We start from the raw sequence: 20,147 nt of genomic DNA on the forward strand, positions 1-20,147 counted from the left end.
GATTCGACCGCGGTGGCGCGGAGGGGGAGCCACCGCGGTCGACGCGTGTCCGGGGTCGCCAGGCGTGGCCTCCGGTCCGCCGGGTCTGCCGGGCCCGCCCCCTCCCTGGGGACAACCCGGTGGCAGGAAAGGTGGGGTGGTCGTCAGGGCGGACACATTGCGGACATCGGGGCGCGGCACAAGACTCGGACCCGCGGGCCGCACGCCTTCCCGCACCTACCGCCTCCGTTGTCGCCCTCGACGTCGTGTCGCCCTCGACGTCGCCTCCGGGAAGGGACCCCGACCCCATGCAGATCGCGATCCTCCTCTACGACAAGTTCACCGTCCTCGACGCGATAGGCCCCTTCCAGACCCTCGCCGGGCTTCCCGGTGCCGAAGTCGTCTTCGTCGCCGAAGAGGCCGGGCCCGTGCTCGATGACACCCGCGCCCTCTCCCTCGTCGCCACCAAGTCCCTCGCCGAGGTGAGCAGCCCGGACATCGTCGTCGTACCGGGAAGTCCGGAGCCCGATCTCGAGAACGAGGCCGTCCTCCAGTGGCTTCGTCGCGTCGACGCCACCACCACCTGGACCACCTCCGTCTGCACCGGGTCGCTCATCCTCGCCGCCGCCGGCCTCCTCAAGGGCCGCCGGGCCACGTCCCACTGGCTCGCGCTCGAGCAGATCGAGCAGTTCGGGGTCGCGTCGACCGGGCAGCGCGTCGTCTTCGACGGGAAGTACGTCACCGGCGCGGGCGTCTCCGCCGGGATCGACATGGGCCTCACGCTCGCCGGGAAGATCGCGGGCGACGAGCACGCACAGACCGTGCAGCTCCTCATCGAGTACGACCCCCAGCCGCCGTACGACGCCGGCTCCCCGCAGAAGGCCCCCGCCGCCCTGGTGGAGAAGTTCCGGTCGCAGCCCGTGCCGTAGCGGACCGGGTCCGGTAGGGCCGCGTCAGGCCGCTCATGCCCCGTCGTCGTCGTGGACCGACCTCAGCCAGTCCACCAGGATGCGGTTCACCTCGTACGCCCGTTCCTGCTGCACCCAGTGCCCGCAGCCGTCGAGGATGTGCGAGGAGACCAGGCCGGGCAGGGTCTGCGGGTACGCCTTGATCGCGTCGGCCAGCCACGTCGTCGACGCGTCCTGGTCGCCGCCGATGAAGAGCGAGGGCTGGACGACGGGGGCGCCGTCCCAGGCGGCCAGGTCCTCCCAGTCGCGGTCGACGTTGCGGTAGCGGTTCAGCGCGCCCGTCAGGCCGCTGCGCTCGAACTCGGCCGCGTAGACGTCCAGATCGGCCTCCGTCAGCCAGGAGGGCAGCCGCCCTGCCTCTACCGCCTCTCCCGCCACGAAGCGGTCGGACATCTTTCCGCCCCGGCGTACGAAGTGCGGGCTCCCGTCATCGGGTGACGGCATCGTGTCGGCCGACAGGCTCGCGTAGAACCCCGCGAGCCAGCCCCGCACATCCGGCTCGATCTCCGCCTCCGCCCGCCCCCGCTCCTGGAAGTAGCTGACGTAGAACTCCTCGTCCTCACCGCCGATCCGAGCGAAGGCGTCGGTCGGCCGGAAGCCGTTCCTCGGCGCGTACGGGACGCTCAGCAGACCCACCGCCGTGAACACGTCCGGCCTGAGCAGCGCCGAGTTCGCAGCGATCGTCGAGCCCCAGTCGTGCCCCACGATCGTCGCCGTCCCCGCACCCGTCCCCGCACCCGAGCCCGCACCCACCCCCGCCCCCAGCGCGCGTACCACTCCGACGTTGTCCGCGACGTGCGCCAGCATCCCGTACGCGTCCACCTCCCACGGCTTCGACGAGCGCCCGTAGCCGCGCACGTCGATCGCCACCGCGCGGAAGCCCGCCTCGGCGAGCACCGGGAGCTGGTGGCGCCAGGAGTACCAGGACTCGGGGAAGCCGTGCACGAGAAGGACGAGCGGGCCCGCCCCCTGCTCCACCAGGTGGATCCGGCCACCGGGGACGTCCACCAGTCGGTGGTGCTGCGCGGGGTGCGGCATGGATCCTCCCGGATCAGATCAGCGCGTACGTCGGACGCACGACGTTCGGACCTATGACGTCATGATCCTGGGCCCACCCCTCCCCCGCCCGCGAGGAACTTTGCCGGGTCACCAAATGGCTCAGCCGCGCGCCACCACCACCGCCACCGCCGCCTTGAGGTCCGCCCAGAACTCCGGACTGACCCTGACCCGGAACCCGAGGCGGTACACCGTCGTCCGCTCCCTCCCCCGCACCCGCAGTCGCACCTCCGTGGGGCCCGGGTGCGAGCGGAGGATGTCCTTCAGCCGGCCGATCGTCCGTGGGGTCACCTGCGGCTCGTGCATGTCGAGGACGACGGGCGCGTCCACGGCCGCCTGCGAGAGGTCCGGTACGGAGAGCTCCATCCCCACCAGACGCGGGACGTCCTCGCGTTTGTCGAGCCGTCCCTTCACGAACACCACGGTGTCCTCCACCAGTTGGGCGGACAGCAGCTGATACGTCGCCGGAAAGAACATGCACTCCAGCGAGCCCGCCAGATCCTCCACCGTGGCGACCGCCCACGCGTTGCCCTGTCTGGTCACCTTGCGCTGCAGCCCCGAGATGATGCCCCCGATGGTCACCACCGCACCGTCCGCGTGCTCGCCGCCGGTCAGACTCGCGATCGCCGCGTCGGCCCTGGCGGACAGGACGTGCTCGATGCCGAACAGGAGGTGATCGGAGACGTAGAGGCCGAGCATCTCCCGCTCCTGGGCGAGGAGATACGTCTTCTCCCACTCGTCGGACCCGAACTCCACATCAGCCCCGACGCCCAGCACGGCCCCCTCACCCTCACTCTCCCGCCCGGCCTCACCCCCGAAGAGGTCGAACTGCCCCTCCGCCTCCTTTCTCTTCACCTGCACGGCGTTGTCGATCAACGGCTCGTAGCACGCTGCAAGGCCCTTGCGCGTGTGCCCCATCTCGTCGAAAGCGCCCGCCTTGATGAGGGACTCGGTGGTCCGCTTGTTGCACGCGGTCGCGTCCACCTTCTGCAGGTAGTCCGGGAAGGATTCGTACTTTCCCTTCGACTCCCGGCATTTGACGATCGCATCGACCACGTTCGTTCCGACGTTCCGTACCGCCGTGAGCCCGAAGAGAATGACGTCGTCGCCACGCGCCGCGAAGTTCGCCACCGACGCGTTCACATTCGGCGGCAGGACCCTGATCCCCATGCGGCGGCACTCGTTCAGATAGACCGCCGACTTGTCCTTGTCGTCACGGACGGAGGTCAGCACCGCGGCCATGTACTCCGCCGGATGGTTCGCCTTCAGGTACGCCGTCCAGTACGAGACCAGCGCGTACGCCGCGGCATGCGCCTTGTTGAACGCGTAACCCGCGAAGGGGACCAGGACGTCCCAGACCGCCTGAACGGCTTCGTCGCTGTATCCGCGCTCCCTGCATCCGTCCCGGAACGGCACGAACTCCTTGCCCAGGACCTCCTTTTTCTTCTTGCCCATCGCGCGGCGCAGCAGATCGGCCTGTCCCAGCGTGTAGCCCGCGAGCACCTGGGCCGCCTTCTGTACCTGCTCCTGGTAGACGACAAGGCCGTACGTCAGGCCGAGCACGTCCCGCAGGGCCTCCTCCACCTCCGGGTGAATGGGGGTGATCTCCTGCTGGGCGTTCTTCCGCAGCGCGTAATTCGTGTGCGTGTTCATGCCCATCGGGCCGGGGCGGTAGAGCGCGGTGACGGCCGTGATGTCCTCGAACTCGTCCGGTTTCATCAGCCGCATCAACGAACGCATCGGGCCACCGTCGAACTGGAAAACGCCCAATGTGTCGCCGCGCCCGAAGAGTTCGAAGGTGCGGCGGTCCGCGAGGGGAATGGAGAGCAGGTCGAGGTCGATGCCCTTGTTCGCCGCCACCATCTTGACGGCGTCGTCCATGATGGTGAGGTTTCGCAGGCCCAGGAAGTCCATCTTGAGCAGGCCGAGCGACTCGCACTGGGGGTAGTCCCACTGCGTGATCGTCACGCCATCGCTGTGCCGCACCCACACCGGCACATGGTCGGTGATCGTCTCGCTGGACATGATGACACCGGCGGCGTGCACGCCCATCTGCCGGACCAGGCCCTCCACACCCTTCGCGGTGTCGATGACCTTCTTCACGTCCGGCTCGTTCTCGTACATCCCCCGGATCTCGCCCGCCTCGCCGTAGCGCGGGTGCTTGGGATCCGTGATGCCCGCGAGCTCGATTCCCTTTCCACCCGCGTCCGGTGGCATCGCCTTGGTGAGGCGGTCACCCATCGCGTACGGATATCCGAGCACGCGCGCGGAGTCCTTGATGGCGTTCTTCGCCTTGATCTTTCCGTACGTGCCGATCATGGCGACCTTGTCGGCGCCGTACTTCTCGGTCACGTACCGGATCACCTCGACGCGCCTGCGCTCGTCGAAGTCGATGTCGACGTCCGGCATCGAAACCCGCTCGGGGTTGAGGAAACGCTCGAAGATCAGGCCGTGCGTGATGGGGTCGAGGTCGGTGATGCCCATGGCGTACGAGACGAGGGAACCGGCCGCAGAACCGCGCCCCGGGCCGACCGCGATGCCGTTGTTCTTGGCCCACATGATGAAGTCGGCGACCACGAGGAAGTACCCCGGGAAACCCATCTGGATGATGATGTCCATCTCGTACTCGGCCTGCCGCGCGTACTCCTCACCCACCCCCGCGGGGAAACGCCGCCGCATTCCCGCGGCGACCTCCTCCCGGAACCAGCTGATCTCCGTATAGCCGTCCGGAACGGCGAACCTCGGCATGAGGTCGCGCTTCTCGAACATGCCGGTGGTGTCGATCTGCTCGGCCACCAGGAGCGTGTTACGGCAGCCCTCCTGCCAGGCGTCCGAGGAGTCGATGGCGTACATCTCGTCCGTGGACTTCAGGTAGTAGCCGGTGCCGTCGAAGCGGAAGCGGTCCGGGTCCGACAGGTTCTTGCCCGTCTGAATGCAGAGCAGGGCGTCGTGCGCGACGGACTCGTGCGCGTACGTGTAATGCGAGTCGTTCGTCACCAGCGGCGGGATTCCCAGCTCCTTGCCGATCTCCAGAAGACCGTCGCGGACCCGGCGTTCGATCTCGATGCCATGGTCCATCAGCTCCAGGAAATAGCGGTCCTTGCCGAAGATGTCCTGGTACTCACCCGCCGCCTTGCGGGCCTCCTCGTACTGGCCGAGGCGCAGCCGGGTCTGGAGCTCTCCGGAGGGGCAGCCGGTGGAGGCGATGAGGCCCTCCGACCACTGGGAGATCGTCTCCTTGTCCATACGCGGCCACTTCTGCAGCCACCCCTCGGCATACGCGTCCGAGGAGAGCCGGAAGAGATTGTGCAGGCCGGTGCTGTTCGCCGCCCAGATCGTCTTGTGCGTGTAACCACCCGAACCCGACACGTCATCGCGCTTCTGGTGCGGCTGACCCCACCTGACCTTCCGCTTGTCGCGGCGGGACCCGGGGGCGACGTACGCCTCGATGCCGACGATCGGCGTCACGCCCGCGTCCTGGGCCGAGTGGAAGAAGTCGTACGCCCCGTGCAGATTGCCGTGGTCGGACATGGCGACATGCGTCATGCCCATCTCGTTGCAGGCGTCGAACATGTCCGTGAGCCGCGCGGCACCGTCGAGGAGCGAGTACTGGGTGTGGACGTGCAGGTGGGTGAAGGGCTTCGGCACTTCCACTCCGGTGTTCAGTCGGCGGCGGTCGGGGCGGAATCGGCTTCCTCTTCGAGCCGTCGGGTGATGACGCGCAGGCCGGCGGCCACGTCGTGCGCGGACGGGGCGTGGTCCGGGTCGATGAGCCACTGCTGGGTCAGGCCCGCGACGAGGGCCATGTGCACCGAGCCGACCGCGCGGGCCGTGTCCGGGTCGTCGGCGGCGTCGATGCCGTGCAGATGGGCGGCCATCTCGGGGCGCGCGCGCTCGTACGCGGCTGCGATCTGCTCGCGGATCTCGGGGGCGCGCTCGGCCTGGGCGAAGGCTTCCGTGCTCGCGACCAGCATGGGCCGGTCCGTGGCCGCGGAGCCGATGATCCGGGCCCACATCCGCTCCAGGGGCTCGGGGGCCCGCGCGTCCGGTGGCACGGCAACGATCGCCGTGCCCCACTCCATGAGGGTCTCCAGGAGTGCGGCGTTGAGCAGGGCCTCCTTGGAGCCGTAGTGGTAGTTGATCGTCCCCACGGGGGCGTTGTTCGCGGCTGCGGCGATGTCCCGCGAGGTCGTCCGCGCGTACCCCCGCTCCTGAAGGCATCGCTTGGCGCCGACCATCAGCTGTTCCCGGTGTCCCATGGGTCCACCGTACAGCAGAGTTGAACGTCCGTTCAGAACGCTCGTTCAGAACCGACGTTCAAGACCCACTACCAGCACCGCCCCCCAGTGGGCCCCGAAAATCGTTGGACAGCCGACGCGTACCTCGCCGATAGTGCGGCGCATGGCCTCTCTCGTGCGCCACCTCACCTTTGACTGTTCCGACGCCTACCGACAGGGCACCTTCTGGGCCGAAGTACTCGGCGGGAAGATCGCCGACGACGACTTCCCGGGGGACCCCGAAGCCCTGGTCACCGCCGACGGCATCGCCGTGCTGTTCGTGACCGTGCCCGACACCAAGACCGTCAAGAACCGCCTGCATGTGGACCTCCAGCCGCAGGACCGCACCCGCGACGAAGAGGTCGAGCGGCTCCTCGCGCTCGGCGCCAAGGTCGTGGGCGACCACCGGCGGCCCGACGGGCGCGGCTGGGTGACCCTCAGCGACCTGGAGGGCAACGAATTCTGCGTCGAGCGCAGCGCGGCCGAGCGCAGTGCGGCCGAGCGCAGCGCCGCCGGCCAGGAAGGGAGCAACTAGGGGCGTCGGCAGCGCAGTTCGTGCTTGACGACCTTGCCGCTCGCGTTCCTCGGCAGCTCCGTCACGAACTCGATCTCCCTGGGGACCTTGTAGTTCGCCATCTCGCGGCGTGACCAGGCGATCAGGTCGTCCGCCGTGAGGACCGCTCCCGCGCGCCGGACCACGTACGCCTTGCCGACCTCGCCGAGGCGCGGGTCCGGTACGCCGATCACCGCCACGTCCGCCACCTGCGGGTGCACGCCGATGAGTTGCTCTATCTCCGCGGGGTAGGCGTTGAACCCGCCGACGATGAACATGTCCTTGATGCGGTCCGTGATGCGGAGGTTTCCGTCCTCGTCGAGGACCCCGACATCGCCCGTCCGCAGCCAGCCGTCCGGCGTGAGGGTCTTCTTCGTCTCCGCCGGGTCCTCGAAGTAGCCCTGCATGACGTTGTGTCCGCGTACGAGGACCTCGCCGGGGTGGCCAGGGGCGAGCTCGTCGCCGCCGGGGCTCACCACCCGTACCTCCGTGTCCGGGATCGCCCGGCCCGAGGTGGAGGCGATGACCTGGGCCGCGTCTCCCTGGCGGCACATCGTGACGATGCCGCTCGCCTCGGAGAGGCCGTACGCCGTCAGGACCGTGGCGATGTGCAGCTCGGCGCGCAGCCGCTCGACCAGTCGCAGCGGGACCACCGCCGCGCCCGTCACCACCAGGCGCAGGGCCGACAGGTCGTGCTGGTCGCGGGCGGGGTGGTCGAGGAGGGACTGGTGGAGGGTGGGCGGGCCGGGGAGCACCGAGATCCGTTCCGCCGCCACGTTCGCGAGGACCGTGTCCACGTTGAAGACCGGCTGCGGGATCATCGTCGCGCCGCGCATCAGGCAGGCGATGATCCCCGCCTTGTAGCCGAAGGTGTGGAAGAAGGGATTGACGATGAGGTAGCGGTCGCCTTCCCGCAGGCCCGCGAGCTCGCTCCAGATGCCGTAGCAGCGCAGACTCTGGGCGTGGGTGATGACCGCGCCCTTGGGGCGGCCGGTCGTGCCCGAGGTGTAGACGATGTCCGAGGGGGACGAGCTGTCGATGCTCGCCGCCCTGGCCCGCACCTCCGCACCGCTCACCCCGTCACCGCCGGCCAGGAACTCCTTCCAGGTGCGGAAGTCCTGCGGGGCGTCGTCGGCGAGGACGACCACCTGCTCCAGGCGCGGGAGTCCCGGCAGCGGCCCCTCCCCCGGCCCCTCCGCCGTGGCGCGCCGCAGCGAGGCGACGTACGACGTGCCGAGGAACGTGCCCGTCACGAAGAGCAGCTTCGCGCGGCTGCGTTGCAGTACGTAGGCCGCCTCGGCGCCCTTGAAGCGGGTGTTGAGGGGGACGAGGACCGCGCCCGCCGACACCGCGCCGAGCGCGGAGACGATCCAGTCCAGGGTGTTCGGCGCCCAGACGGCCACGCGGTCACCGGAGTTGACCCCGCTCGCCATGCACGCGGCGGCGGCTCGCTCCACGCGCCGGCCGAGCTCCGCGTACGAGACGCGGGTGCGGCCCTCGACGACCGCTTCCCGGTCCCCGTACCGCTCGGCTGCCGCCCGGACCAGTCCCGGGATGCTGCCCCACTCCAGGTCGCCGCGCATCGCAAGCCCCTCCGCCGCAGTAGCTGACTATCCGTCAGATTAGCTGTAACCTGACGCGCTGTCAGCAGTCGGGACGACGTATGGCGAAGCCCTGGGCCTCGCCACTCGCGGAGGTGTCGTTGCCCATGGCTTCACTCAAAGACGCTACAGCGATAGTCGGGATCGGGCAGACCGCGTTCGCGAAACAACTGCCCGAGGACGAGAAGACGTTGGCCTGCCGGGCGATCGTCGCAGCGCTCGACGACGCGGGCATCGCCCCCTCCGAGGTCGACGCCTTCGCCTCGTACACGATGGAGGAGACGGACGAGGTCGAGGTCGCCAAGGCCATCGGCGCGGGCGACGTGACCTTCTTCAGCAAGGTCGGCTACGGGGGCGGCGGTTCCTGCGCGACCATCGCCCACCTCGCGGCCGCCGTCGCCACCGGCCAGGCGAGCGTCGGCATCGCCTGGCGCTCGCGCAAGCGCGGCAGCGGGCCGCGCCCCTGGAAGAACACGGCGGTCCAACTCCCCACCCCCGGCCAGTGGACACGCCCCTTCGGCCTGCTCCGCCCGGCGGACGAGATCGGGATGCTGGCGCGCCGCTACATGCACGAGTACGGGGCGACCCGCGACCACCTCTTCAACGTCGCCCTCGCGTGCAGGAACCGGGCGAACCAGAACCCGGCGGCGATGATGTACGAACGTCCGCTCACCCGCGAGATGTACATGTCGTCCCGCTGGATCAGCGAGCCACTGTGCCTCTTCGACAACTGCCTGGAGACGGACGGCGCGTTGGCGTGCGTGATCGTGTCGGCCGAACGGGCGCGGGACTGCCGCCAGAAGCCCGTGTACGTCCACTCCGTCGCCCAGGGGCTGCCGGCCCAGCACCACGGGATGGTCAACTACTGGAACGACGACCCGCTGACGGGCCCCGCGTGGACGGCGGCCCGCCACCTCTGGAAGCAGGCGGACTTCGCTCCGCAGGACGTGGACGTGGCCCAGATCTACGACGCGTTCACCCCCCTGATCCCGCTGTCCCTGGAGGGCTACGGCTTCTGCGGACGCGGCGAGGGCGGCGCGTTCACGGAGGGCGGCGCGCTGGAGAGCGGGGGCCGGCTGCCGATCAACACCGGGGGCGGCGGCCTGAGCGAGGCCTACGTCCACGGCTTCAACCTCATCAACGAGGGCGTGAAGCAGCTACGGGGCACGAGCACGGCGCAGGTGCCGAACGCGGCCACGTGCTTGGTGACGGCGGGCGAGGGCGTACCGACATCGGCGGTACTTCTGCGGGCCCCGTAGGGGCGCGGGGAACTGCGCGAGCAACCAAGACGAACCCGCAGCCGGACAAGGACGACGACATGGCAGACGCGATCACCGAGACCACCGAGCCCCTCCTGTCCCCCACGATCGACAAAGACGGCGCCCCCTTCTGGCAGTACGCCGCCCAGGGCGAACTGCGGATCCAGGCCTGCGCCAACCCCAGCTGCGGGGAGCTCCGGTGGCCGCCAAGGCCCTGCTGCCCCCACTGCCAGTCCTTCGAGAGCGAGTGGCGCCGCATGAGCGGACGCGGCCGCATCTGGTCCTACGTCCGCCCGCACCCGCCCCTGCTCCCCGCGTACGCGGAACACGCCCCGTACAACGCGATCATCGTCGAGCTGGCCGACGACCCCCGCATCCGCCTGGTCGGCAATCTCGTCACCGCCCCGGACGCACCGCTGAACTCCGTGGACCCCGAGCGAATCCGTATCGGAGCGAAGGTGCAGGTCGCGTTCACCGACGTGAACGGGATCGCGATGCCCCGCTGGCTCCTGGAGCGGCCATGAGCCTGCGTACGGCGATCGACAAGGACACGGGCGTAGCGGTCGTCACCCTCGACCGCCCGGCCCGGCACAACGCCATCGACACGGAGACGGCGGAGCAACTGGCCACCGCCTGGCGCGAGTTCCGCTTCGACGACACCGTGCGGGCGCTCGTGCTCACCGGGGCCGGGGAGAAGGCGTTCTGCACGGGCATCGACCGCGACACGGATGTCCCGCAGCCCGGCTCCCCCTACTCGATGGACGATCCGCTGCTCTCCGTCGGCCCCAAGGCGAACGACCTGTGGAAGCCGGTCATCGCCGCCGTCAACGGCATGGCGTGCGGCGGGGCCTTCTACCTTCTGGGCGAGGCGGAGTTCGTCATCGCCGCCGAGCACGCCACGTTCTTCGACCCGCACACCACGTACGGCATGGTCAGCGCGTACGAGGCGATCCTCATGGCGCAGCGCATGCCGCTCGGCGAGGTGGCCAGGATGTCGCTGATGGGTACGGCCGAGCGGGTCTCCGCGCGGAGGGCGTACGAGATCGGCCTGGTCTCCGAACTAACCCCGGCCGCCGACCTGTTGGCGGCGGCCGCCCGCGCCGCGGAGGTCATCGCCACGTACCCGACCGAGCCGGTCCAGGGCACGGTACGAGCCCTCTGGGCAGCGAAGGAGGCCGCCCGCACCCAGGCCCTGTCCCAGGCCCCGCACCTCATCGCGCTCGGCAATCTGCCCCCGGAGCGACAGGCGGGTCTCTTCACGGGGCGCGGCAGCGGCTTCCGTATCAGGTGAGCGCAGCAACCAACCGCCTCGCGCGGTTCACGCACTCGGCGTAACGTCACGAGTGGACGGCCGCCGTCCGGAGCCCCTTCCGAAGCTGGTACGACGGCCGTCACGAGGCGTGTTCTGCGCCCGGTGGCTCGACGCGGGGTAATCGGGTGGGTGGGCGGGAAAGATCCGTCGCGCAGCGGCGGCGCAGGCCGGACACGGCCCGGACACGGCCCGCACCAAGAGACAGGCACCCGGGCCGCTAGGACCGAGCCGTGCCCGTCCCCCGCTCCGCGTCCAACGCGTACACGCACCGATCCTTGCTGCACGCGTACACGACGCCATCCCGCACCACCGGCGCCCCGGTGATCTCGCCGCCCGTGGCCAGCTTCCAGCGCAGGCGGCCGTCGTCCGCCTTCAGCGTGTAGAGGAGGTGGTCCGTCGAGCCGAAGTGGATGCGCCGGTCGGCCACGACGGGCGTGCCGACGACCTCGCCGCCGGCCTGGAACCGCCACTTCGGCGTGCCCGTGACCGCGTCAAGCGTGTAGAGCCCCTTGCCGCTGCCCACGTGGACATGGCCGTCGGCGACCAGGACGGGCTCGATCGACGCCCGGGACTCCGTGGCGATGCGCCACCGGTCACGGCCGTCCGTGGCGTCGAGGGCGTACACCGTGCCGAGGTAGTCCGCGAGGTACACGCCGCCGCCGGTGACCGCGGGCCCCGGCGCGAACGTGGGCGGACACAGGAACGCGGCGGGCGCCTCGAAGTGCCAGCGGACATGCCCCCCTGCCACGTCGATCGCGAGGACCCGCGAGCCCGCGGAGACGTACACGTACCCGTCCTGGGCGGGCGCGAGCCGCACCGGGACGCCGCCGCAGGAGGCCGCGTCGCCGATGGGGTACGACCAGCGCTCGTCGCCGGTGCGGGCCTCCAGGGCGCGCAGGCGCGCGTCCTTCCAGACGTAGACCGTGCCGTCGTGGACGACGGGTCCCGCCTCGGGGGTCTCGAAGTCGGTCTGCGCCCCGGTGATCTCCCAGAGCTTCTGGCCGCTCGCGGCCTCCCAGGCCTGTACGCCGCCGCCGCGCGTCCCGGTGACGACGGTGCCCCGGTCGGCCTGGAGGGAGTACACCCAGGCGTCGGTGTTCAGGCGCCACAGGTCGGTGCCGTCGGAGCCGTCGAGGGCGTAGAGCGTGGGGCCGTCGGAGGCGTGGATACGGCCGTCGGCGACGCCCATGGACCAGGCGACGTCCCGCGTCTTGAAGCTGCGCCGGCCCGTGCCGACGTCCAGGGCGTGCACCTCGAAGGACGTGACGTACACGAGGTTCCCCGCGACGGCGGGCGTACCCCACACGTCGTTGGACATCCGGAAGCGCCACGGCCGCCACGCGGCCCCCGCGTCCGGCGCGGCGGTGGGGGCGGGCACCACGGGGTCGGTGCCGTTCGCCGCGGCCTTGGACCGCGACCACGAGGCGGCGAGGCCGTTGTCGGCGGGCATCGAGCCGACGGCGGCCCGTGCGTCGGCCACCCGCGGGCCGGGACCGATCGGCACCTTCGCCCCGGCCAGGTGGACGGGACCGGCGTCCGGCACACCCCCGAAGGGTGGCGGCTGCGTCGGCGGTACCGGCGGCGCGTGCTGCGGAGGGGGCGGCGCGACGGCGGGTGCGCCACCGCGGCCACCGCTCCTGCCGGAGGAGGCGAGCGCGGCCCGCGCGGGCGGACGGCCTCCCCTGCGGGCCTCGATCAGGGCGACGGCCCGCTCCGGCAGCCACGCGGACGCGGTGCCGCTGTCGCCGTCCTCGCTCTCCGAGGCGAAGAGGTGCGGCGCGAGCTGGGCCTGGAGGTCGGCGGGGCTGGGCCGCAGCGCCGCCTCCATCTGCATGCACGTCTCGATGAGCGGACGCAGCTCGTCCGGGAGTCCCTCCAGGTCGGGGCCTTCGCGGAGCAGCATGAAGACGGTCTCCACGGGGTTCGCCCCGTGGAAGGGCGCGTGGCCGGTGGCGGCGAAGACGAGCATCGAGCCGAGCGAGAAGACGTCGCTGGCGCCGGTGACGCTGCGGGAGTCCTTGGCCTGCTCGGGCGACATGTACGCGGGTGTGCCCACGGCGACGTTCGTCATGGTCAGGCGGGTGTTGGAGACGCCGGACGCGATACCGAAGTCGATCACGCGCGGGCCGTCCTCCACCACGAGGACGTTCGACGGCTTGAGGTCGCGGTGGACGAGTCCCGCGCCGTGGATGGACTCCAGGGCCTCGGCGACGCCGGCCGCGAGCCAGCGCACGGCCTGGGTGGGCAGCGGACCGTGCTCATTCACTATTTCCTCGAGCGAGGGAGCGGGCACGTAGGCGGTGGCCAGCCACGGCACGGCCGCGCGCGGGTCGGCGTCCACGACGGCGGCCGTGTAGAAACCGGAAACGGCCCGTGCCGCCTCGACCTCGCGCGTGAAGCGGACGCGGAACAGCTGGTCCTCGGCGAGCTCGGTCCTGACCGTCTTGATCGCCACGCGCCGCCCTGACGCGGAGCGCGCGAGGTAGACAAGGCCCATGCCACCGGCTCCGAGCCTGCCGAGCACCTCGAACGGGCCGATCCGCCTCGGATCGTGCTGCGTCAGCTGATCCACCACTTGCCCTGCCACCTCCCCGTACGCGGGCGCCGTATGGGCGGCCCCGTGCAGCGTCTCACCACCGAGCCGCTACGGCGGCACGCACCCTGATTCTTCCTGTCCGGGGCGGTGGTTGCGAACCCGGGGCGGGATCGGGGTGTTGTGGGACAAAGAAGACGCAAGAAGAAGGAGATATGTGAGCGAAACTTGATTCGAACACACGAACTATTCACGTACGGCTCACCACCGGCGCGTGAAATCGAGCGAAATACGCCCCTCGATACGGCCCCCAACCCCATTTGCACTCGGCCGAATCGCGCTCCGATCACCCCTCGGTAAGCTGACGGCATGACAGGACAGGTACGTACCGTCGACGGCCGCGTGGCCGGTCGGCGAGGTCAGGCGACGCGTCAGAAGCTGCTCGACTGCCTCAGCGAGATGCTCAGCTCCTCGCCCTACCGGGACGTCAAAGTCATCGACGTCGCCCGGAAGGCGGGGACTTCACCCGCGACCTTCTATCAGTACTTCCCCGACGTGGAAGGCGCCGTCCTTGAGATCGCCGAGCAAATGGCGGCCGAGGGAGCGGAGTTGACCCAGCTCCTCGACGGCCGCTCCTGGGTCGGCAAGGCGGGGTGGCAGACCGCACAGGAGCTGGTCGACGGCTTCCTCGACTTCTGGCGCAAGAACGACGCGATCCTCCGGGTCGTCGATCTGGGCGCCGCGGAGGGCGACAAGCGCTTCTACAAGATCCGCATGAAGATCCTGAACTCGGTCAACAACTCCCTTACGGACACGGTCAAGGAGCTCCAGGCCAAGGGCAAGGTCGACAAGGACGTCAGCCCGGCGGCGATGGCCGGCTCCCTGGTGGCCATGCTCGCCGCGGTCGCCTCGCACCAGCGGGGCTTCCAGAGCTGGGGCGTCAAGCAGGCCGAACTGAAGCCCAATCTCGCCCTGTTGGTGCATCTGGGCGTCACAGGCAAGAAGCCGACGAAGTAGCCCCTGCGGGGCTCCCGTCCTTTTGTCCTGTCAGCCTCAGCGGCGGATCACTTTTGTGGTCCGCCGCTGTGGTCCCTGCCGGGCATCGCGGCATCAACCGCGCCTCTCCAGGCGGAACAAGCGGATCTCCCGCTCCACCCGGGATTGATACGTGGCATACGGCGGCCAGAAGGTCAGCGCCGCCTCCCAAGCCTTCTCCCGCTCCTCACCCCTCAACAGCCGTGCCCGTACCGGGATGTCCTTGCCCTGCCAGCTGATGTCCGCGTCGGGGCCGGCCAGCAGATTGCCGGTCCAGGCGGGGTGCCCCGGGCGCCCGAAGTTGGAGCCGATCAGGATCCAACTCCCGGACTCCTCCGGCATACAGGCCAAGGGTGTGCGCCGCGGGACCCCGCTCTTGGCGCCACGCACCGTCAGGATCACGCCCGGCAGCATCTTCGCGCTGAGCAGCACCTTGCCGCGCGTGAGGCGGTGCACGGTGCGGTCCATCGCGGGTATGAAGCGCGGGGCGATCTTCGCGAAGGCCCGCGTGGACGACACCTTCTGCATCAGGCGGACTCCGGGCGGCATCAGACGGCCACCGTCGGCTGCGCTTCGGGGGTGGGCGCCGTGGCCGCGCGGAACAGGTCGGCCCGTTCCGCCGCCCGCGCCCGCAGCCGGTGCACGGGCCCGAAGAGCAGTTCGTCGCTCGACGCGCGCTTGAAGTACAGATGCGCCTCGTGCTCCCAGGTGAACCCGATGCCGCCGTGCAGCTGCACCGCCTCCGAAGCGGCGGTCCGCAGCGCGTCGAGCGACTGCGCGAGCGCGAGGCCCCCGGCCTGCTCGGAGGCCTGCCCCGCCACCTGTCCGGAGCCCGTCCCGGTGGCCCAGGCCGCGTAGTAAGCGGCCGACCGCGCGGCCTGTACCTGGACGTACACGTCCGCGAGCCGGTGCTTGACCGCCTGGAAGGAGCCGATGGCCCGCCCGAACTGCTCGCGCTGCTTGACGTACTCGACGGTCCGTTCAAGGGCCCGGTCCGCGGCGCCCACGGCCTCCGCGGCGAGCACGGTCGCGGCGATGTCACCGACGGCGGCCAGCGCACCCGGCACATCGGCATCGTCAACGGCGCCCAGCAACTCGGCCTCCACATCCCGCAGTTCGACGCGGGCCTGCGGCCGTGTCTCGTCGAGGGAGGTCTGCCGGGTCCGTACGAGTCCGGCGGCTCCCTCCGGCACGAGATAGAGGAGCGTACGGGAGCGGGCGAAGCCCCCGGTGTGTGCGGCCACCACGAGCAGCCCCGCGCTGTGCCCGTCCAGCACCTGTTCCGCCTGCCCGTAGAGCCGCCAGACCCCGTCGTCCGAGAGCTTGGCCTGCACGCCGCCCGCACGGCCGCCGCCCGACCAGTCGCCTACGTTGTCGCCGACCAGGCCGAGCGCGGTGGCGAGTCCGGTGCCGGGCACGGCGAGCGCGGCGGTGAGGCCGCCGGTGGCGATGCGGGGCAGGAGGTGCGACCGCTGCTCGTCGGTGCCGAGCCGGTGGAGGAGCGGGGCGACGAGCGCGGCCGTGGCGAAGAGGGGCGAGGGGGTCAGGGCGCGGCCGAGCTCCTCGCCGCTGAGCGCGAGCTCCGCCGGGCCGCACCCCACACCCCCGTACGACTCGGGGACGGCGATGCCGGGCAGGCCGAGCTGTTCGGCGAGGGCGGACCAGAGGGAGGCGTCGTATCCGGCGGGGGTGCGGACCGCGGCCTTCACCTCGTCCGGGCCGCAGCGTTTGGTGACGAGCTCACGAAGGGTGCGGCGGATCTCTTCCTGTTCCGCGGTGAAGGCGGCGTCCATCGGCGGGCTCCTCCCCGGGGTGGCGGCCATGCCCGCCACCCGAATCTGACGGGCCGTCATGCTAAGACCGTGCCGACCAGATGCACAGGGCCACGACGCCATGTAACACCTCCCGGCGAAGCGCGCACCTGATGTACCGTCAGATTTATGCCAACTCCCCTTCCCCACAGCGCTCCTGTGGCGTCGGCCGGTACGGGCGCGGCGGCCACCCGCCCGCGCAAGGTGGCCGTCGTCGGCATATCCCTGTCCGACTGCGGTCGCGTCGACGAGGCCACCCCCTACGCCCTGCACGCCCAGGCGGCCCGCCGCGCCCTGGCCGACTCGGGCCTGGGCCGCGACGTCATCGACGGCATCGCGTCGGCCGGCCTCGGCACGCTCGCCCCGGTCGAGGTCGCCGAGTATCTGGGCCTGAAGCCGCGCTGGGTCGACTCCACCTCCGTGGGCGGCTCCACCTGGGAGGTCATGGCGGCCCACGCGGCGGACGCGATCGCCGCCGGGCGCGCGAACGCCGTGCTCCTCGTCTACGGCTCGACGGCGAGGGCGGACATCAAGGCCGGGCGGCGCACGTCGAACCTGTCCTTCGGCGCGCGCGGCCCCCTCCAGTTCGAGGTCCCGTACGGGCACTCCCTGATCGCCAAGTACGCGATGGCCGCGCGCCGCCACATGCACGAGTACGGCACGACGCTCGAACAGCTCGCCTCGGTGGCCGTCCAGGCACGGGCGAACGCGGCGACGAACCCCGACGCGATGTACCGCGACCCGATCACGGTCGACGAGGTACTCGGCGGCCCGATGATCGCGGACCCGTTCACCAAGCTGCACTGCTGCATCCGTTCCGACGGCGGCTGCGCGGTGCTCCTCGCGGCGGAGGAGTACGTGGCCGACTGTGCCTCGGCCCCCGTGTGGGTGCTCGGCGCCGGCGAGCACGTCTCGCACACGACGATGTCGGAATGGGACGACTTCACGGTCTCCCCGGCGGCGGTGAGCGGACGCCTCGCCTTCGAACGGGCCGGGGTACGCCCCGAGGACGTGGACATCGCGCAGATCTACGACGCCTTCACCTACATGACGCTGGTGACGCTGGAGGACCTGGGGTTCTGCGCGAAGGGTGAGGGGGGCGCGTTCGTGGAGAAGGGCCGCCTGCTGCGGGACGGCGAACTGCCGACGAACACGGACGGCGGCGGTCTCTCCGCCCAACACCCGGGCATGCGAGGCCTGTTCCTCCTGGTGGAGGCCGTACGGCAACTACGCGGAGAGGCGGGCGAGGGCCGCCAGGTACGGAAGGCGGGGGGCAGCCTGCCGGAGGTGGCGGTGGCTTCGGGGACGGGCGGGTGGTTCTGCTCTTCGGGGACGGTGGTGTTGGGGCGGGGGTAGGGGGATTGCTGCGGGGTGCGGTCCTGCGGGGGTCGCCCTCGCCCCAGGCTTGGACCGCTCACGTGGATTCGCCGAGCCCTCCCGTAGATTCGCCGGATGGACGACACCGACAGGCCCGATGACATCGCCCACGGCCGCGCCCTCCTCCGCTCCCTCCGTGTCTGGGACACCGAACTGCCCCCGTTCGAAACGGAGACCGCCCCCGCCGACCCGCTGCCTCTCTTCTGGCAGTGGTTCGTGGACGTGGCCGAGGCGGGGCAGGTGGAGCCGCACACGATGACGCTGGCCACGGCGGACGAGTCGGGCCGCCCGGACGTACGGACGCTGATGCTGCACGACGCGGACACCGACGGCTGGCACTTCGGCTCGCACACGGGCAGCGCCAAGGGCCGCCAGCTCGCCGCGCGCCCGGAGGCCGCGCTCGGGTTCTACTGGCCGGTCCAGGGCCGCCAGGTCCGGGTGCGCGGCCGGGTCACGGCGGCGAGCGCCACCGCGAGCCGCGCCGACCTCGCACGTCGTTCACCAGGGGCACTGGCGTCGGCGCTGGTCGGCAGGCAGAGCGAGGTCCTGCCGTCGTACGGGGACCTGGTGGCCGCGAGCCAGGCCGCGTGGGAGCACGCGCAGGCGGAGCCGGACGCACCGGCGCCGAGCTGGACGCTGTACGTGCTCGAACCGGTGGAGGTCGAGTTCTTCCAGGGGGACGCGCGGCGCAGGCACGTGCGGCTGCGGTACCGCAGGCAGACGGACGGAAGCTGGCTCAAGGAGCTGCTGTGGCCGTGAGGGACCCGGCCCGCACGAGCGTCCAGGGGTGAAGCGCTGCTAGGTGAAGCTGTACTGCGTGAAGTCCCGCACCGGGCGGAACCCGAGCCGCTGATACAGCGCGTTGCTCGTGGGGTTGTCGAGGTCGGTGAAGAGCAGCACCTCGTCCGCGCCCGCCGCGACCGCGGCGCCGCTCACGGCGGCGGTGACCGCGCCCGCGTAACCGCGCCCGCGCAGGTGGGCCGGGGTGTAGACGGGGGCGATCCTGACCTGGCCCGCGACCCGGCGGGTATTGCCCGCCATGGCGACGGGCGTGCCGTCGGGCGCTTCCCAGAGGGTGACGCCCCCGTAGGCGAGGCGGGCGTCGGCCCATGCGCCGGCGTCCATCGCGGGCTTCTCCCCTATGGCCTCGTGGAACTCACCGTGCCAGAGCACGAGCAGCGCCCGGTCGCCGCCGGTGGCGACGCGCGCGCCACCCGCCGGTGCGGGCACGGGCGGGGTGAGGGTGCCGAGGCGGTACAACCGCTGGGCGTAGTGGACGACGGGGGTGGCGTGCGTCCGCCGCTGCCAGGCCGCCGAGAACGCGGCCGCGGTGGCGCTCTCGGCCGCGACCCCGGCAGGCGCGAGGCCCGCGTCGGCGAGCACTTCGGCGAGTTCGTCGGCCGCGGCGGCGATCGCGTGGGCGTCGGCGTCGGCGAGCGGGCTGAGGGTGGGCAGGTGCGGCGGGGTCCACACAAAGGCACCGCTCACGGCGCCGTCACCGTCGGCACGGATTCCGAAGAGGGGGTCTTCCTTCCCGTACACGTGCAGCCCACGCGTACGGAGCATGTCGGTGACGCTGAGCAGCGCGGTGTGCAGGGCGGGCGCCGAGTGCAGGAAGGCCGCGGCGCGCGAGTGGAACTCGTCGAGGTCGGAGGTCAACCGCCAGACAGCCGCATGCGCACTTGGGGAGGCCATGGACCATGATCTCCCTGGCCGCGGGCCCGACGGAAGTGAATTACGCGGCATGCAGCAGCAGGCAGTACACCCCCCGTGGCTACGGGGCGGCCCGCGGCCGGAACACAGGGACCACCGTCCCCTCCCCCACATCCCGGAACCGCACCTCCAGCGCCATCCCGATCCGCAGCTCGCCCTCCGCGCAGTCGACGATCTCCGTCATCATGCGCGGGCCTTCGGCGAGATCGACGACCGCGGCGACGTACGGGACGCGGGCGCCGAACGGCGGCAGGTCGTTCCGGTGCACCACTGACCAGGTGTAGAGCGTGGCGTGGCCGCTCGCCCGCTGCCAGGCGACGTCCTCGCTCCAGCAGTGGGGGCAGAACTCGCGTGGGTAGTGGTGCGCCTTGCCGCATCGCCCGCAGCTACGGATCAGCAGCTGACCTTCGGCCGCCGCGTCCCAGTAGGGGCGGGTGAAGGCGTCGGCCTCGGGGAGGTCGAAGCGCGGGCTCGCGGAACTCGAAGTACTCACAAGGACGGCCCCGTTTCCTGACGCCACACCACAACCACTTCTGACGGTACGTCAGTTCACCGCATGCGCGGCGCACACGCAAGACCCGAAAGACACGCAAGACACGCAAGACACGCAAGACACGCACCCAAAGCAACGCGCACAGGGAGGTGTACGAGTAGGAGGCGTACGCAGGAGGGC

At 70.8% G+C, this 20,147-nt stretch carries 17 protein-coding genes; 8 read left to right on the forward strand and 9 right to left on the reverse strand.

The features are described 5' to 3' along the window. Positions 1-287: 287 nt before the first annotated feature. On the forward strand, positions 288-908 hold the full coding sequence (locus tag ABXJ52_RS15940) for a DJ-1/PfpI family protein (protein ID WP_367042970.1): 621 nt from the start codon (positions 288-290) through the stop codon (positions 906-908). 33 nt (positions 909-941) lie between these two features. Here ABXJ52_RS15940 and ABXJ52_RS15945 read toward each other — a convergent pair whose 3' ends face one another. The 3 genes from ABXJ52_RS15945 to ABXJ52_RS15955 form a co-directional block, all read right to left on the reverse strand. Beyond that, complete coding sequence (locus ABXJ52_RS15945) at positions 942-1,985, reverse strand: alpha/beta fold hydrolase (RefSeq protein ID WP_367042972.1); 1,044 nt, start codon at positions 1,983-1,985, stop codon at positions 942-944. A 120-nt stretch (positions 1,986-2,105) separates the two neighbouring features. Next, on the reverse strand, positions 2,106-5,651 hold the full coding sequence (dnaE, locus tag ABXJ52_RS15950; RefSeq protein ID WP_367042974.1) for a DNA polymerase III subunit alpha: 3,546 nt from the start codon (positions 5,649-5,651) through the stop codon (positions 2,106-2,108). A gap of 14 nt (positions 5,652-5,665) precedes the next feature. Then, the gene (locus tag ABXJ52_RS15955) at positions 5,666-6,262 is read right to left on the reverse strand and encodes a TetR family transcriptional regulator (RefSeq protein WP_367042975.1); all 597 of its coding nucleotides are present in this window, start codon (positions 6,260-6,262) and stop codon (positions 5,666-5,668) included. A 142-nt stretch (positions 6,263-6,404) separates the two neighbouring features. Between ABXJ52_RS15955 and ABXJ52_RS15960 the strand changes: the two genes are divergently transcribed. Continuing rightward, entirely contained in the window at positions 6,405-6,815 is a 411-nt protein-coding gene (locus ABXJ52_RS15960) for a VOC family protein (protein WP_367042977.1), read from the forward strand. Here the strand turns inward: ABXJ52_RS15960 and ABXJ52_RS15965 are convergent. Continuing rightward, entirely contained in the window at positions 6,812-8,416 is a 1,605-nt protein-coding gene (locus ABXJ52_RS15965; RefSeq protein WP_367042979.1) for a FadD3 family acyl-CoA ligase, read from the reverse strand. The two genes, ABXJ52_RS15960 and ABXJ52_RS15965, sit on opposite strands and share 4 nt — an antisense overlap. Before the next feature lie 125 nt (positions 8,417-8,541). On the opposite strand from ABXJ52_RS15965, the gene ABXJ52_RS15970 reads away from it, so the two are divergent. The 3 genes from ABXJ52_RS15970 to ABXJ52_RS15980 are packed head-to-tail and all read left to right on the forward strand — an operon-like array spanning position 8,542 to position 10,984. After that, complete coding sequence (locus tag ABXJ52_RS15970; RefSeq protein ID WP_367042980.1) at positions 8,542-9,693, forward strand: lipid-transfer protein; 1,152 nt, start codon at positions 8,542-8,544, stop codon at positions 9,691-9,693. Between the two features lie 59 nt (positions 9,694-9,752). Next, entirely contained in the window at positions 9,753-10,217 is a 465-nt protein-coding gene (locus ABXJ52_RS15975; protein WP_367042982.1) for an OB-fold domain-containing protein, read from the forward strand. Further along, positions 10,214-10,984, forward strand: a complete 771-nt coding sequence (locus ABXJ52_RS15980) for an enoyl-CoA hydratase/isomerase family protein (protein WP_367042984.1) — start codon at positions 10,214-10,216, stop codon at positions 10,982-10,984. Before ABXJ52_RS15975 ends, ABXJ52_RS15980 begins: the two co-directional genes overlap by 4 nt. 238 nt (positions 10,985-11,222) lie before the next feature. Here the strand turns inward: ABXJ52_RS15980 and ABXJ52_RS15985 are convergent, their stop codons facing one another. Continuing rightward, positions 11,223-13,580 (reverse strand): serine/threonine-protein kinase, encoded by a 2,358-nt coding sequence (locus ABXJ52_RS15985; RefSeq protein WP_367042986.1) that lies wholly within the window; start codon positions 13,578-13,580, stop codon positions 11,223-11,225. Positions 13,581-13,907: 327 nt separating this feature from the next. Between ABXJ52_RS15985 and ABXJ52_RS15990 the strand changes: the two genes are divergently transcribed. Continuing rightward, complete coding sequence (locus tag ABXJ52_RS15990) at positions 13,908-14,555, forward strand: TetR family transcriptional regulator (RefSeq protein ID WP_367042988.1); 648 nt, start codon at positions 13,908-13,910, stop codon at positions 14,553-14,555. A 93-nt stretch (positions 14,556-14,648) separates the two neighbouring features. Here the strand turns inward: ABXJ52_RS15990 and ABXJ52_RS15995 are convergent, their stop codons facing one another. After that, positions 14,649-15,122, reverse strand: a complete 474-nt coding sequence (locus tag ABXJ52_RS15995; protein ID WP_367042990.1) for a nitroreductase family deazaflavin-dependent oxidoreductase — start codon at positions 15,120-15,122, stop codon at positions 14,649-14,651. Beyond that, the gene (locus tag ABXJ52_RS16000; RefSeq protein ID WP_367049088.1) at positions 15,122-16,366 is read right to left on the reverse strand and encodes an acyl-CoA dehydrogenase family protein; all 1,245 of its coding nucleotides are present in this window, start codon (positions 16,364-16,366) and stop codon (positions 15,122-15,124) included. The genes ABXJ52_RS15995 and ABXJ52_RS16000 overlap by 1 nt, the downstream gene beginning before the upstream one ends. Before the next feature lie 147 nt (positions 16,367-16,513). On the opposite strand from ABXJ52_RS16000, the gene ABXJ52_RS16005 reads away from it, so the two are divergent. Beyond that, a complete protein-coding gene (locus tag ABXJ52_RS16005; protein ID WP_367042992.1) occupies positions 16,514-17,740 on the forward strand; it encodes an acetyl-CoA acetyltransferase in 1,227 nt (408 codons plus the stop codon). Between the two features lie 96 nt (positions 17,741-17,836). Then, positions 17,837-18,520, forward strand: coding sequence for a pyridoxal 5'-phosphate synthase (locus ABXJ52_RS16010; protein ID WP_367042994.1), 684 nt, complete (start codon positions 17,837-17,839; stop codon positions 18,518-18,520). A gap of 39 nt (positions 18,521-18,559) precedes the next feature. Here ABXJ52_RS16010 and ABXJ52_RS16015 read toward each other — a convergent pair whose 3' ends face one another. Beyond that, the gene (locus tag ABXJ52_RS16015; protein WP_367042996.1) at positions 18,560-19,456 is read right to left on the reverse strand and encodes a GNAT family N-acetyltransferase; all 897 of its coding nucleotides are present in this window, start codon (positions 19,454-19,456) and stop codon (positions 18,560-18,562) included. 79 nt (positions 19,457-19,535) lie between these two features. Next, positions 19,536-19,967, reverse strand: coding sequence for a Zn-ribbon domain-containing OB-fold protein (locus ABXJ52_RS16020; RefSeq protein ID WP_367042997.1), 432 nt, complete (start codon positions 19,965-19,967; stop codon positions 19,536-19,538). Positions 19,968-20,147 lie beyond the last annotated feature (180 nt).

This window comes from Streptomyces sp. Je 1-332, assembly GCF_040730185.1.
Lineage (GTDB): Bacteria > Actinomycetota > Actinomycetes > Streptomycetales > Streptomycetaceae > Streptomyces.